Below are 14,730 nucleotides of genomic sequence, written 5' to 3'. Positions count from 1 at the left end.
TGAGGTGACTAGCAGTGAAGTTAAAGCATTTTTTTAAGTACTATAAACCGCATAAGCGGTTGTTCATTATCGATTTCTCGAGTGCCGTCATTGTCGCTATTTTGGAGCTTGCTTTCCCTGTCGCTGTCCAGTGGTTCATCGACGAACTGTTGCCAAGCGGCGAATGGAACACCATCGTGACCGTCAGCGTCCTGCTGCTCGCCGTGTTCCTGTTGAGCACGTTTTTGCAATACATTGTCAGTTACCTTGGGCATAAGCTCGGCATCAATATCGAAACCGATATGCGCGAAGAGCTGTTCACCCATGTCCAGCGGCAATCGTTCCGCTTTTTTGACAACGTGAAAACGGGGCATGTCATGAGCCGCATCACCAATGATCTTTTTGATATCGGCGAACTGGCCCACCATGGACCGGAAGACTTTTTCATCGCCATCATGACGTTCTTCGGCGCGTTCGGCATCATGTTCTGGATCAACCCAAAACTGGCGCTTGTGACTTTGATCGTCATCCCATTCCTTGTTTGGCTCATTACGTTCTGCAACGTCAAGATGAACCAGGCCTGGGGCAGCATGTACGGCAAAATCGCCGATGTGAACGGGCGCGTGGAAGACAGCGTTTCCGGTGCACGCGTGGTCCAGTCGTTTACGAACGAAGAATTCGAAATTAACCGTTTCAAAAAAGACAATGGCCGCTTCCGTATGGCAAAGCTTGTCGCCTATAAAGTGATGGCTGCGACGCATTCCAGCATTTATATGATGACGCGTTTGCTGACATTGATCGTGCTCGTTTACGGCGCTTGGCTGAATTTCCAAGGCGAATTGTCTTACGGGGAACTCGTCAGTTTCGTCTTATTCTTGAACGTCCTGATCAAACCAATCGATAAAATCAGCGCATTGCTTGAATTGTATCCAAAAGGGATGGCCGGTTTTGGCCGCTTCCGCGAACTGCTGGAGCAGGAACCGGATATCCTCGACCGGGAAGACGCCGTGGAAGTGAATGGCTTACGCGGCGACATCACATTCAACAATGTCCATTTCGGCTACGACGATCATAAAAAAGTGCTGAACGGCATTGATTTGAAATTGAAAGCCGGAGAAACCGTCGCCTTTGTCGGCCCATCCGGTGCCGGGAAAACAACGATTTGTTCGTTGATCCCGCGCTTCTATGACATCTTAGAAGGATCAATTGCCATCGACGGCATCGACATCCGTGATATGACGAAGCATTCGCTGCGTTCGCATATCGGCATTGTGCAGCAGGATGTGTTCCTGTTTACCGGAACCATCCGGGAAAACATTGCGTACGGCAAACGCGGCGCCAGCAATGAAGAAATTCTCGCCGCTGCGAAAAAAGCCCATTTGGAAGATTTCATCAGCAAACTTCCGGACGGCTACGAAACGCAGATCGGCGAACGCGGATTGAAATTGTCCGGCGGGCAGAAACAGCGTTTAGCAATCGCCCGTATGTTCTTGAAGAACCCACCAATTTTGATTTTGGATGAAGCGACTTCCGCGCTTGATACAGAGACGGAACGCGTCATCCAGGAAGCCCTCGGCGAACTGGCCGAGAACCGCACGACGCTTATCATTGCGCACCGCCTAGCGACGATCCGCGATGCGGACCGGGTCATTGTCGTCACTGAAGACGGCATTGCTGAACAAGGCGGCTATGCCGAACTGCTTGAGCACGATGGCATTTTCGCCAATCTCCACCGCATCCAATTTCAACAATCTTAACTGAGGAAAGCCTGCCCGATGCAATCGGGCAGGCTTTTTTGTTTGAGGCGGCTGGGCGTATTCGAATAAATGAAGTGCAGCTTCTTCATTTTCAGCAGGCGAAGCGGGCAAGTTGCTCGTATCGGGTGCGAAGTTGCTCGTATCCGATGTAAAGTTGCTCGTATTTCACCCGAAGTCGCTCGTAAGCCACTCCGACTTGCTCGTAAAAACAAAAAATATGCTCGTCCACTCCCCTTAACAAGGATGGACGAGCATATTTTCGTTTATCTGCCAATCACATATTGCTCAAAGCGGTCGTAGTCCGCCTGGCCGAGTTCTACTTTCATCAACGTGCCTTCTTCTTCGTATTGCGTTTCCAAAATGGTCGCGGAATCATTCAAATACGCGACTACATCGCCGCGTTCGAAAGGAATGATCATGCGGCATGTGACGTATTCCGAGAAAATGTACTGCTTGATCATCTCAAGCAATTCATCAAAACCTATTCCGTCTTTTGCCGAAATCCACAACTCTCCCTGTTTCACTTTCGGATGAGGGATTCCCGCTAAGTCCGCTTTGTTGTATACAAAGACTGTCGGAACATCTTCCACTCCCACTTCGTGCAATGTCGAGTTTGTCACATCCATCATGTACCGGTATTCCTCGTTGGATACATCCACTACATGCAGCAAAAGGTCGGCATTGCGCGCTTCTTCCAAAGTCGAGCGGAACGCCCGCACCAAATGATGCGGCAGCTTGCTGACAAAACCAACCGTATCCGTCAGCAAAAAGTTTTTATTGTCTTCCAGCCGAATTTGGCGCACCGACGTATCAAGCGTGGCAAACAGCATATCTTTTTCAAATACTTGTTTTTCCAGGTCCTGGCCAGACTTTGTCAATAAACCATTCATGATGGTGGATTTGCCGGCGTTTGTATAGCCGACGAGCGACACGACGGGCATCCCGGTCTTCGTCCGCTGCTTCCGCTGGGTTGTACGCTGCGCCCGAATCTGTTCCAATTCACGATTGAGCTTGGACAATTGCTCCTCGATTTTCCGGCGATCCAGTTCCAGTTTTGTTTCCCCGGCACCACGGTTGGCAAGACCGCCACCCGTGCTACCGCCTTGCCGGCCAAGAGAGGCACGCAGCCCTACAAGCCGCGGCAGCATATACTGAAGCTGTGCTAATTCCACCTGAACTTGAGCTTCCCGTGTTTTGGCGCGCCGCGAGAAAATATCCAAAATCAGCATGGTCCGGTCGATGACTTTGCATTCCAGGTCTTCTTCCAAGTTGCGGATTTGGGACGGCGACAATTCATCATTGAAAATGATTAAGTTGGCGTCAGACTCTTCGTAAAAAGCCTTGATTTCCTCGACTTTCCCTTTCCCTACGTAATGGGACGGATTGATGCGTTCCAAGTTTTGGTAAACTTCCCCGACCACACCGACATTGCATGCTTCTGCTAAATTGCGCAGTTCTTCCAATTCGTATTCAAAATGCAGATCTTTCTGCAGCTGAACGCCTACTAAAATTGCTTTTTCTATTAAGACATCCATTTAGTTTCCTCCTTATACCGCAATGGGAATCTTTTGCGTTCCATGACAAAAAAGAAGAGTAGGATACTCTCCTTTAAAAATTCCGGCGGCTCATTTACCTATTATCCTATACATTCCCGCGTTTTGGCAGGTAATAAACCCCGTCTTCAAAAGATAGCCTTTTATGTCCATTTATAAAGTGCACTTCTTCCAGACGCTCTTTCACCCCTTCGGTGCGTTTGAACTCCACTCGGCAATTCGGCAATTCCAAAGAACCGCCTAAAATCCTGCGCCACTTGCCTTCAGCAGCTTCCGGCTCTTTGACGCCAAATACAAGATGCTCGATTGCCAACTCTTCATTAGCCGCCGCAATTGCTCCTCTTTCCCGCAGCCCTTGATAGCGCTGCTCATCGCTTTCCTGCCATTCAATAAAAAACGGCGCCGGCAATTGATCGGTCACTTCTTCTTTTATGAACAGCATTTTCCATTGAATCAATTCACCCGTTTCGGTTCTGCGTTCGGCATCCAGCACGCCGGAAGTTTCAAATCCGTCGCCTTTCAAGCGATTGTCCAGTTCTTCAATCGACCTCGTACGCAGGCAAATGGTGCCGAAGCCGGTTTTGTCATGCAGCAAGAGTTTCGTCAACGGGTGGTCTGCCGCTTCTGCAATTTCCGGCTTTTCTACAGCAAGCCATTCAATATAGCTGTCTTTCGTGTAGAAAAGAGCGTTGTGGGTGCCCCAGTTTAAATGCCTCCCGCCTATCGCCGCGTGCATTCCTTGCCGCTTCCACTCTTCTACCGCAATTTGTGGTTTGTTATCAATAAAATGAACAATATGATCCAAAAACATACAGCACCTCTTTTTCGCTTCATTCATTTATACCTTCGCCATTTCTCGCTCTATTCCCTTTTCAGCCTAATAAAAAGGCTTTAACCTCCGTTAAGAAGGTTAAAGCCTTGGTATTTATTCTATTGCTTTTGCTTTGATTAAACGTTCAGTTTCACTGAACTCTCTATCGATTTCGTCATTCTTCTTGTACGTCACTAAGCTGACAATGACAGCTGCAAGAAGACATAGGATAAATCCTGGGATGATTTCATAAACACTGCCAATGAAGTTTGTAAGATCAGTAGCTCCAGGATCTTCTGAAGTTGTACCGATTGCATCCCAAATAATAACGGTTACAGCCCCGACAACCATTCCGGACAATGCGCCCCAAGTCGTCAGTTTGCGCCAGAACAAAGACAAGAGGATCAGCGGCCCAAAAGCGGCACCGAAGCCGGCCCATGCATAAGCCACCAAATCCAAAATGGTCGCATTTTGCTCCCACGCCAGAAACGCGGCGATAAGCGCAATGGCCAATACTGCCATACGCCCTAACGTGACGTACTGCTTGTCTGTCGATACTTTTTTAAACGCAATTTTGTAAAGGTCTTCTACTAATGCAGATGAAGTTACGATCAATTGCGAAGAAATTGTGCTCATAATGGCTGCAAGAACAGCCGCCAGCATGAATCCAGCAATCAAAGGATGGAAGAAAATCTGTCCAAGGACGATGAAAACCCCTTCCGGATCAGCAAGTGTCGCATCCGGATTTTGCTGGAAATACGCAATGCCGACCAAAGCGGTAGCAGTCGCTCCAAGAAGGCTTAAAATCATCCAGCTGATGCCGATGCGGCGGGCTTGGCGCACTTCCTTCAATGTACTGATTGCCATAAAACGAACAATGATATGGGGTTGTCCAAAGTAACCAAGGCCCCATGCCACTGCTGAAATAATTCCAATCAAGGAAGCTCCCGTCGTCAAGTTCAAGAACGTCGGATCCACTTCACGGATGCTTGCTGCCGTTTCACTAAAACCTCCGGTAGCAAATACACCGATCAGCGGCACCAAGATAAGCGCCAAGAACATCATAAGCCCTTGCACGAAATCCGTATAACTCACTGCCAGGAAGCCGCCGAATAAAGTATAGGCTACTACTACTCCCGAAACGATCACCAGTCCGAGATGATAATCAAGCCCGAATGAACTCTCGAAAAAGACTCCTCCGGCTACCATTCCTGAAGATACGTAAAATGTAAAGAAAATTAAAATAATGATTCCGGAAACAATACGCAACAAACGTGATTTGTCTTTCAAACGGTTTTCTAAAAAGCTTGGAATCGTAATTGAGTCGCTCGTTACAAATGAGTATACACGCAAACGCGGTGCGACGAAGAACCAGTTTAAGTAAGCTCCAATCGTCAAACCAATCGCAATCCATACTTCCACTAAGCCACTTACATATATAGCTCCCGGCAGCCCCATTAAGAGCCATCCGGACATGTCCGCTGCTCCTGCGCTCAGTGCCCCAACTGCTGCGCCAAGACCTCGTCCACCTAGCATATAGTCTGTTAAGTTAACGGTTTTTCGGTATGCATACCAGCCGATAAACAGCATGGCAGCCATGTAAATAACCAACGCAATAATTTGATATGTTGAATCTGACATTCTCTCCACCTCCGATTTTCAGTGTACCATTTTCTAAAATTTTTACCATAAAAATTTTGTTTTATTCCGGAAGCGAAAGGGGAAAAGAAAATCAAGGAGGCGATGGTTGTGCCATGGAGCAAAAATGATTATCCGGATTCTTTTAAAAACTTGACCCCAGCTGTTAGAAACAAGGCAATTGAAATCGCCAATGCGCTGTTGCGGGACGGTTACGAGGAAGGCCGTGCCATTCCTATTGCACTGGATCGGGCGCGTAAAAGCGTGGAAGACGATGAAGAAAAAGTGATTTTCGAAATCAGGGCGCATGATGAAGGATGGCAGCTTAAGAAGAAAGACAGCAAAAAAGCCATTTTGATCGAAGAGACTAAAGAAGATTTAATGGGCGAGGCAAAACGGTATGCCAATAAGAATAACGGCGAACTGCATATCTATACTAAAGACGGTTCGCTTGAAGAAACCTTATACGAATAACCAGCCCGCAAAAAACCACTGTCGCGCGACAGTGGTTTTTTGCGGGCTGGCCTTTTGTGCTTTATGGGCTAAACGGCCATTTCCGCTTTTCTTATTGTCTAGCTTCGGCGGCCAGTCCCTCGGGATGCTTCAGGCTTACTTAAATGGCAAAAAGCGCCATTTACAGTAAGCCTTCCAGCACCTGTCGGGACTGAACGGCCGCCTCCGCTTTTCTTATTTAAACCAGCCTTTTTCTTTGAATTTGGAAATGGCTTCGATGCGGTTGCCCACTTCGAGTTTGTCCAGAATGACCGAGATGTAGTTGCGGACGGTGCCGGTTGTGATGAAGAGTTCTTTTGCAATTTCCTTGGTGCTTTTGCCGTCTGCAATCAGTTCCATCACTTGGCTTTCCCTCTCTGTCAGCGGGTTGGCGTCGGCGTATGCCAGGTCTACCAATTCAGGTGCGTAAATGCGGCGGCCGTCCATAATGGTCCGGATCGAAGTCGCTAAATCCTCGCTCGGGCTGTCTTTCAGCAGATAGCCGCTGACGCCGGCTTTTCGGGCACGCTCAAAATAACCTGAACGCGCGAAAGTCGTTAAAATAATAATTTTGCATGGATGGTCTTTTAGCGCTTCCGCTGCGTCCAACCCGCTTTTTAAAGGCATTTCAATATCCATGATGACAATATCCGGCTGGTGCTTTTCAACCAACGCAATCGCTTCTTCCCCGTTTCCGGCTTTGCCGACCACTTCCATGTCTTCTTCCAGATCAAGCAAAGAACCCAGAGCTCCAAGCATCATACGCTGATCTTCGGCAAGTACAATCCGAATCATATTAGCTCCTCCTCTTTTTCCTTGTAAAGAATCACATTTGGCACGCGAATGTTCAAGGTCGTACCGTCCATCGTCTGGATGTCCACGCTGCCGTTGACAAATTCCAGCCGTTCCCGCATACCTGCCAATCCATTTCCTCGCTGCGGGCTATTCCCTTCAAAGCCGATTCCGTCATCTTGCACTTGCACCAGAACTTCTTCCGGTTTTTGCTTGATCAACACACTGCAGCGCGTTGCCCGGCTATGCTTGACAACGTTTGTTACTGCTTCTTTCAGGCACATGCTGAGGACATTCTCCACAAGCAAAGGCGTGTTGACTAGTTTAGCCGAACCGTACAAGACAAAGTCGATTTCAGCGGCTTTTAGAATCTGCTGGATCCGCAGCAATTCGTCTTCCAATTTCGTGCCGCGCATATCCGAGACCAGTTCGCGTACTTCTTTTAAAGCCGTCCGCGCGGTTTGGCGGATGTCATTGATTTCATTCAAAGCGGCATCGGCATCCCGGTGAATTAGTTTGCCGGCCAAATCGCTTTTCAATCCGATCAGCGACAGCTTCTGCCCCAATGTATCATGCAAATCCCGGGCAATGCGCTCGCGCTCTTCGATGACAATCAATTGGGAAATCCGTTTATTGGCATCTTCCAGCTGGCCTTCGAGTTTCTCGCGCTTGTTGCGGTTATACGTATTAAAAGGCAGCAGAATCACACCTACGATACTCAGGACAATGAACGGCAGCTGCGAAACGTAAAGAGAGCTGTGTTCGATAAATCCGAACACGACGGCTAATATAGTCGTACCGATGTGGATTCCGTAAATGATAAAAAAACCGACTTTATGGCGTATATTGCCGATGAAAAAAGCCAGAAAAATCGCCAGATAGATGTAGCCGAACAAAAAAGTCATACCGATGTTAATCGCAATTTCGATGCTGATCCAGACGTAAATAAAGCCTGTGCGGGAGATGAATGACAGCCGGTAAGCAACAAAAAACAGGATCAATAATGCGATTCCGGCCGCAATTTCTACAGGCGAGGAGGATCTGAAAAGGAAAAAGAACGGCAAGATACAGAAAATGACCCAGGCATATAAACTGAGCCAAGGGTTTTTCGGGAAAATTTGATACCAGCTTTGCATAATCTCGCTCCTCATTCATCTATTATTTTTCATCATAACAAAGAAACAGCAAAAGAAAAAACCATTCAGCAAGGAATGGTTTTTTCTCAAATCTTTGTTATGCCGGCAATTTGCTGTTTTCATTCAACAAATGCTTGATGTCTCTAAAAGTAACGAAAGTTTTGTTTTTCGCATCGTACACTTTATAGCGAAGCGACTTAAAGCTTGTTTTAAGTGTAATGGTTGTCGCTTGTTGAAGCGGCGGCGTCGATTCGTGCGCTTTTTCCAAATTGTAGTTTGGAACCCGCGGGCTCAAGTGGTGGACGTGGTGGAAACCGATGTTTCCTGTAACCCATTGCAGCACTTTTGGAAGCTGGTAATATGAACTTCCTTCTACAGCAGCTTTCACGTAATCCCATTCGCTTTCGTCTTCGAAATACGAATCCTCGAATGTGTGCTGGATGTAGAACAACCAGATGCCAAGTGCCCCGGCAGTGAACATCGTCGTACCTTGTACGATTAGGAATGCCTGCCAGCCGATTGCCCAGATAATCAGTGAGTAAAGGACAACCAATGACACGTTGATCAAATACGTATTGTTGCGCTCTTTTTTGCGTGCGTCTTTACGGTTGAAACGGCTAGAGATCAGAACTAAGAATAATGGCCCAAGACCGAACATGACCAGCGGGTTGCGGTACATGCGGTATTTGAAACGTTCCCATTTTGAAGCTTCTACATATTCTTCAATTGTCATAACCCAGATGTCGCCGACTCCGCGCTTATCAAGGTTACCGCTTGAAGCATGGTGGATTGAGTGTTCGCGTTTCCACTTCTCGTAAGCGAATAACGTCATAATTCCCGTGATAGTACCGACTACTGCATTTGCCTTTTTGTTTTTGAAAAATGAACCGTGGGTACAATCATGGAAAATAATGAACGTACGAACGACGAATCCAGCTGCAACGACACATAAAGCGATCGTTAACCAAATGGATACATCCAGTGCCTGGTAAGCCAGGAACCAAAATAAAATGAATGGTGGAATTGTGTTCACCAATTGGCGTACACTGGCTTTCACATCCGCTTTTTCGAACGGTGCGACAAATTTACGTAATTGGGCTGTCTTTTCTCTGCTCATGTTCTTCCTCCTTATACGAGCTCTTTCCGCTCGGATAACTTATTGTCCTTATCATAAAAAAAATCGGCCACCTAAAAAAGGCATAAACGTCTGGTTTATATATGACACTTGTCATGTCTTTTCAAGCCATATTTCAGGCTTCCGACCGGCCTGGCGGCTGCAAATGCTGCAGTTAAAGGATTTCTGCGAAGTATTTGCCTTTTCGGAAGTCGTTGCCGTACCGGCACCTTCCATCACACCATGACAAAGAATTAGTCTTTTCTCCTTCAAGAAATTGTTTTTTATCAAACAGAAATCCTGTATACTGATTGTAATCAGAATTTTCAGGAAAGAGGTGAACGTCGTGACCGGTCTAGTAGCCGTCGTTATGGTTTTTTCGATTCCGCTCGTTGCCATCATTACCTCACACTTCCAAACGCAGACAAAACTAAAGAACAAAATGATTGAAAGTGAAATTGAACTGGAAAAATTGAAATACGAGAACTTTGTCATCGAAACGCAGAAAATGAGGCTCCAATTGGAACAGCTGAAACTCGAAGATGCTAAGCGCGGAAATGATCTGCTACTCAAATAAAACCGGAAGACTTCCTTCAAGATCGAAGGGGAAGTCTTCCGGTTTTTCTTTTTCCCTGCTGGGGGCTCCTGCTGAAAAAGCAGCAGTGCCATTGGGACAGTATTTCATGCGTTTCAGACAGTATTCAACGTCTTCCGGACAGTATATCCAATGACCGGAAGATAAAACCGCGAAAAACAGCCGAAATCATGCAAATATGCTCTTTTCAATCTGCTTGAGTTTGAAAAAGTGGCCTTGCTTTTCCATAACCTCTTCATATGGCCCGGCTTCGACGATTCTTCCTTGTTCCATGACGATGATTTGGTCCATTTGTTCAAGGCCCGTCAAATCATGGCTGATAATGACGAACGTATCGTCTTTGCCTTGTTCAAACAATTGCCGGTAAATGGCTTTTGCTGTAACGGCATCGACCGATGATACCGGTTCGTCCAGTAGCCAAAGCGATTCCCCTCTTAATATTGCCCGGGCAATAGCGAGACGCTGCTTTTCGCCGCCGGACAGGTTTTCGCCTTTTTCATTCACTTTCGTCGTTAAAGAGAAAGAGCCAAGCTGCACTTTTGCCAGCGCTGCTTCCATTTCCGCGTCCGTTGCCCTTTCATTGGCAATCAGCAAGTTGCTGCGGATTGTACCGAAGAAGAAATGGTTTTCCTGCAGTACCACATTCATCCGCTGCCACAGCTTTTCCGGATCGAGTGCCGCTAAAGGTTCTCCGCCAATTGAAATCGTGCCGCTGTCTGCAGGCAGGATATTCAAAAGAAGCTGCAGCAATGTCGATTTCCCTGAACCGCTCGGCCCGACGATGGCGGTTTTCGATCCCGGTGCAAGACGAAGAGATGCCCCTTCAATTGCCCGCCGTTCTTCTTCCGGATAAGTGTAAGAAACGTTCTCCAATTCGATGTCCAGTGCTCTTAACGGCAATTCCGCGTTGCCAGCCGCTTGCACAGATTCTGCTACTACCTGGTCAAGGCGTACAGCCGCTTTCCGGTTTTCTTCAAAATGAGCCGGAAAAACTGCCATCGGTGCGACATTTTCGAAGACCGCCAAAGAAATCATCACAAGCATCGCTAAATACAAGCCGTCGAGTTGCCCTTCTGCGACAAAATATGCACCAAGCCCGAGTACGAAGAACGAAGCTAAGAGCGCCACAAAAGCGTTGACGGACTGGGCCATGTTTTCTTCAAAGCCTTCTTTCCGCTGCTGTTCGCCGTAGCGTTCCGAAAAAGCCGTCAAATCCTGTTTTTTGCGGTCAAGCTGCTGATAAATTTTCAAATCACGGAAACCGTATAAAAATTCAGTCGCTTCTGTCGATAGTTCTGCCCGGCTCGCCCGGACAGCTGAATCGATTCTGCGCTGCCGCCATGCGAAAACAGCCGGCACCACAACAATCGTCAATAACATGCCAGCGAGCATCACCATCGCAATGGCAAGCGAGAAATAAGAAGTGAAGAAAATCGTACTGATAAAAACGATGGCCAGTACGACCGGCGGATAAAATACCCGCAGCAAAAAGTTTTGAAGGCTTTCCACATCGCCGACGATGCGCGCCAGCAAATCCCCGCTCCGGTATTTTTGAAATATTCCCGGAGCCAGTGGCGACAACTTCTCAAAAAAAGATACCCGCAAGTTGCTGAGCATGGTAAATGTCGCACGGTGTGAAAACAGGCGCTCAGCATAGCGGCTTAAAGCCGAAGTGAGGCCGAATAATTTCAAACAAGCTCCCATGACGATCAAAATAGTCATTTGAGAAGTCAGCGCCGCTTTTGAAATCAAATAGCCGCTCGAAGCCATCAGCGCCGCTCCGGCAATCCCTGCCAGGAAACCGAAGAAAATGGCAATTGCTACGTCTCTTTTTTCACGAAGCGTTAACAACAATATCTGTTTCAATTCTGTCATTGCACAATACCTCCATGCTGTATTTCCAGCATTTCTCCATAAGGCGCGTACGTTTCCAATAATTCGTCGTGGCTGCCGGCAGCTGCCAGCTGGCCTTCAGACAAAAGCAAAATCGTATCTGATTGTCTGATGGTATGCAACCGGTGGGCAACCGTAATAACGGTCGCCTGTTTTCCGAGTTCAGCTATTGATTGCTGCAGAATTTTTTCAGTTTGAAGATCAAGGCCGGTTGTCGGCTCATCAAACAAAACAATGGAAGGTTTCTTCAAGAAAGCACGGGCAAGCGCAATCCGCTGCTTTTCGCCGCCCGACAAGCCTCTTCCCGCTTCACCAATCCGCGTTTCCAAGCCATGTTTCAAAGAACCGACCAGTTCGCCGATTCCTGCTTTTGCAGCAGCTTCCCAAATTTCATCATCTGCCGTTACCCGGCTGGCTCCGATTGCGATATTTTCTTTTATGGTTCCTGCAAATAAATAAGGATTTTGCGAAATATAGCTCAATTGATCAAACCATGATTTTTCATCAATTTGTTCACGCGGAACACCGTTCACCAGTACAGCGCCGCTTGAAAGCGGCAGCAGTCCTGCTATCGCATGCAGCAGCGTGGTTTTACCGGAACCGCTTTTGCCGATAATGGCCAGTTGGCTGTAAGGCGCAATTTCCGCATTAATCGATCCCAGCTTGAAACTCTCACCATACTGGAATGTTAAATCTTGCAGCAAAAGATGCGGAGGGTCGTTCGATAATGTTCCTGCTCCCCATTCAACTGCGGGCGCTTCTTTTTCCAAGTGTGCAGACAGCCGGTTAGCCGCAGCCGTACTCCCTTTCCCGGTATGGAAGGCACTGCCGAAATCTTTCAGCATGTTAAAGAAATCCGGTACAAGGATCATCACAAAAAACGCCTTGAAAAATGTCAGGCTATCGAATACGACTAGCTGCAATCCGATTTCAAGTGCGATAATCCCCATGCTGAGCATGGAAATATATTCAAGCATAAGCGATGACAAAAAGGCCGATTTCAGTACTTCCATTGTGGCATCCCGGAAATCCAGGCTGCTTTTTTGAATGGTCTGTTTTTGCCGGTCCGCTTGATTAAACAACTTCAAAGTGGTCAAACCTTGCAGCACATCAAGAAAAGTTCCAGAAAACTGGCCCAGCTTTTCCATCTGCTGATCCGCTTTCTCCTTGGTTTTAATGCCGACAAGCGCCATGAAAACTGGAATAAACGGCGCCGTGATTAAAATGATCAACCCGGTTACCCAGTGCTGTGAAAAAATGACGACAAGCAAAAGAAGCGGAATGATATAGCTTTGGACCATCTGCGGAATGTACTTGCTGAAGTAGCCGTCCAGCTCATCGACCGCGTCCAGCAGCAAACTGACTTTTTGCCCGGACTGCCCTTGAATCGAAGCTTGCAGCGGGTTGCTTGCAAAAGATGCAATCAATTTTTTGCGCAAGTCCATCTTTACTTCCGCTGCTAAATTCACTCCTGATCGGCCGATTATATATCCACACGCCACACGCACCAAAATTGCGCCGAACAAGCCGTACAAATAAGGCAAGACTTCTTCGAACGAAGCCCCTTTAAGAAAAACGCCATCGGCGATCCATACAAAAAATAAAGCTTGCCCGATCATCGCCGCACCTTTCAAGAAGGAGGCAATAAACAGGAAGGCCATGATATTCTTTCGTTCATAAGCCAGTTGTTTTAAATCAACCATGCTTTTCTCTCCTTTAACCGCTGTTGCCTCCATTATAAAGCAATGAGGCCTAAATTCCGTTGCGGTTGCCCGCGCTCAGCCCATTTAACGCGCCGTTTGTTACAAGCTTGTTCACATTCTCTGATTTCCTTTTGTTCCCGATAAAATCAATAAACCCGCCGAAAAAATCTGGCGGGTTTATTGGTTGGACGTATTCATTTTGTCATTTTTGTGATGCAGGAACTGGAGAACGGATTGCAGAAAAGAGATATCTTCTTTTATTTGTGATCTCAAAGAGTTATTTGCACATTTCTGATACTCTGCATTTAATTTATTCAATTCGTACTCGAACACCCGCTTTTCCTCTTGTGTGATCATTTTGGACACCCCAAAGAATTAAGATTTCCGGGACTTTTACATATGATTATTTTGATATGATAGCAAAATAATTAGTTTCTGGCTAGAAATACAAGCAACAACTTATAGCAGCAGCAATAAAATCGAATAGCCGATGATTCCGATGCAGAAAGCTGAAAACCTGCTTTCCCGCTCTTCTGGCAGCTCTTCCTTCAAGACGTTCAGCACGACGCCCCCTGCAAGCAGCGCGGTAAGAAACGAGATTATAAGTTCATTGACTTCTGTCAACACACCAATTGCCCAGCCGATGAAAATCGAAACTGCCAATAACCACCTGCCGTATCGGTCGTAGTCTTCTTTATGGGTTGCCCGAAGCCCTTTATCGTTCGTGATAAAGTGCACGCCCATCGCAATAAAGAAAAGCGGCATGCCCCAAGAACTTTCATACTCTTCTCGGACAAGCAAATAGCCGATCAAAGCATTATAAAAAGCAAAAGAACCGATGTGGACCCAAAAAACGCCGTCCCTTGAATTTTCTCCGCTTGCTTTTGCGTGTCTTCTCTTAGACGACTTGACCATTTGTTCCAAGCCGTAAAAGATAACGAGCCCAAGCATGGCAATTACATAAATATGATGTTCCAGAAAACGCCATGCCGTCCCTTCCACTTCGCCCCGCAGTTCATCTTGGAAAACTCCAAGCTCCGGCAGCAGGTGCAGGAAAACGTAAGCGACCGAGATGCCGCCGGCAATGGAAAGAAAGCGGGAGCGTGGCAGAGCTTTTAAAAAGGTCATGTTTTTAGAAAAAAGATGAATAATTATAAATCCGATGATGAAAAATAAACTGAGCCACAGCACTCGCGCATTCCACTCCTTGCCCATTAGAAATACAAAGCAGACAAGATTTTTTACATCTCACCTGCTTTGCTCACTT

At 46.9% G+C, this 14,730-nt stretch carries 12 protein-coding genes; 3 read left to right on the top strand and 9 right to left on the bottom strand.

Annotated features, from left to right (window positions below; genetic code table 11):
- Window positions 1–14: 14 nt before the first annotated feature.
- A complete protein-coding gene (locus HU147_RS07055) occupies window positions 15–1,736 on the top strand; it encodes an ABC transporter ATP-binding protein (RefSeq protein WP_224075578.1) in 1,722 nt (573 codons plus the stop codon).
- 263 nt (window positions 1,737–1,999) lie between these two features.
- Here the strand turns inward: HU147_RS07055 and hflX are convergent, their stop codons facing one another.
- From hflX to putP, 3 genes are all read right to left on the bottom strand, one after another.
- The gene (gene hflX, locus HU147_RS07050; RefSeq protein WP_224075577.1) at window positions 2,000–3,271 is read right to left on the bottom strand and encodes a GTPase HflX; all 1,272 of its coding nucleotides are present in this window, start codon (window positions 3,269–3,271) and stop codon (window positions 2,000–2,002) included.
- Between the two features lie 106 nt (window positions 3,272–3,377).
- Window positions 3,378–4,100 (bottom strand): VOC family protein, encoded by a 723-nt coding sequence (locus HU147_RS07045; RefSeq protein ID WP_224075576.1) that lies wholly within the window; start codon window positions 4,098–4,100, stop codon window positions 3,378–3,380.
- Between the two features lie 114 nt (window positions 4,101–4,214).
- Window positions 4,215–5,741, bottom strand: a complete 1,527-nt coding sequence (putP, locus tag HU147_RS07040) for a sodium/proline symporter PutP (RefSeq protein WP_224075575.1) — start codon at window positions 5,739–5,741, stop codon at window positions 4,215–4,217.
- A gap of 102 nt (window positions 5,742–5,843) precedes the next feature.
- Here putP and HU147_RS07035 point away from each other — a divergent pair, with 102 nt between their 5' ends.
- Window positions 5,844–6,212 (top strand): DUF2188 domain-containing protein, encoded by a 369-nt coding sequence (locus HU147_RS07035; protein WP_263427763.1) that lies wholly within the window; start codon window positions 5,844–5,846, stop codon window positions 6,210–6,212.
- Window positions 6,213–6,425: 213 nt separating this feature from the next.
- Here HU147_RS07035 and HU147_RS07030 read toward each other — a convergent pair whose 3' ends face one another.
- From HU147_RS07030 to HU147_RS07020, 3 genes are all read right to left on the bottom strand, one after another.
- Entirely contained in the window at window positions 6,426–7,025 is a 600-nt protein-coding gene (locus HU147_RS07030; protein ID WP_224075573.1) for a response regulator transcription factor, read from the bottom strand.
- Entirely contained in the window at window positions 7,022–8,158 is a 1,137-nt protein-coding gene (locus HU147_RS07025) for a sensor histidine kinase (protein ID WP_224075572.1), read from the bottom strand. Before HU147_RS07025 ends, HU147_RS07030 begins: the two co-directional genes overlap by 4 nt.
- Before the next feature lie 97 nt (window positions 8,159–8,255).
- A complete protein-coding gene (locus HU147_RS07020) occupies window positions 8,256–9,275 on the bottom strand; it encodes a fatty acid desaturase (protein WP_224075571.1) in 1,020 nt (339 codons plus the stop codon).
- A 343-nt stretch (window positions 9,276–9,618) separates the two neighbouring features.
- Between HU147_RS07020 and HU147_RS07015 the strand changes: the two genes are divergently transcribed.
- Window positions 9,619–9,849 carry a hypothetical protein gene (locus HU147_RS07015; RefSeq protein ID WP_224075684.1) on the top strand — a complete coding sequence of 77 codons (231 nt, stop codon included), beginning with the start codon at window positions 9,619–9,621 and terminating at the stop codon, window positions 9,847–9,849.
- Between the two features lie 186 nt (window positions 9,850–10,035).
- On the opposite strand, the gene cydC is transcribed toward HU147_RS07015, so the two are convergent.
- The 3 genes from cydC to HU147_RS07000 form a co-directional block, all read right to left on the bottom strand.
- Window positions 10,036–11,742 (bottom strand): thiol reductant ABC exporter subunit CydC, encoded by a 1,707-nt coding sequence (gene cydC / locus HU147_RS07010; RefSeq protein ID WP_224075570.1) that lies wholly within the window; start codon window positions 11,740–11,742, stop codon window positions 10,036–10,038.
- On the bottom strand, window positions 11,739–13,463 hold the full coding sequence (gene cydD, locus HU147_RS07005; protein ID WP_224075569.1) for a thiol reductant ABC exporter subunit CydD: 1,725 nt from the start codon (window positions 13,461–13,463) through the stop codon (window positions 11,739–11,741). The genes cydC and cydD overlap by 4 nt, the downstream gene beginning before the upstream one ends.
- Window positions 13,464–13,922: 459 nt before the next feature.
- A complete protein-coding gene (locus HU147_RS07000) occupies window positions 13,923–14,591 on the bottom strand; it encodes a hypothetical protein (protein WP_224075568.1) in 669 nt (222 codons plus the stop codon).
- Window positions 14,592–14,730 lie beyond the last annotated feature (139 nt).

The organism is Planococcus chinensis (genome assembly GCF_020071995.1).
Taxonomy (GTDB): domain Bacteria; phylum Bacillota; class Bacilli; order Bacillales_A; family Planococcaceae; genus Planococcus; species Planococcus chinensis_A.
Note: the sequence above shows the minus strand (reverse complement) of the source record. Positions and strands in the feature narration are given on the sequence as shown.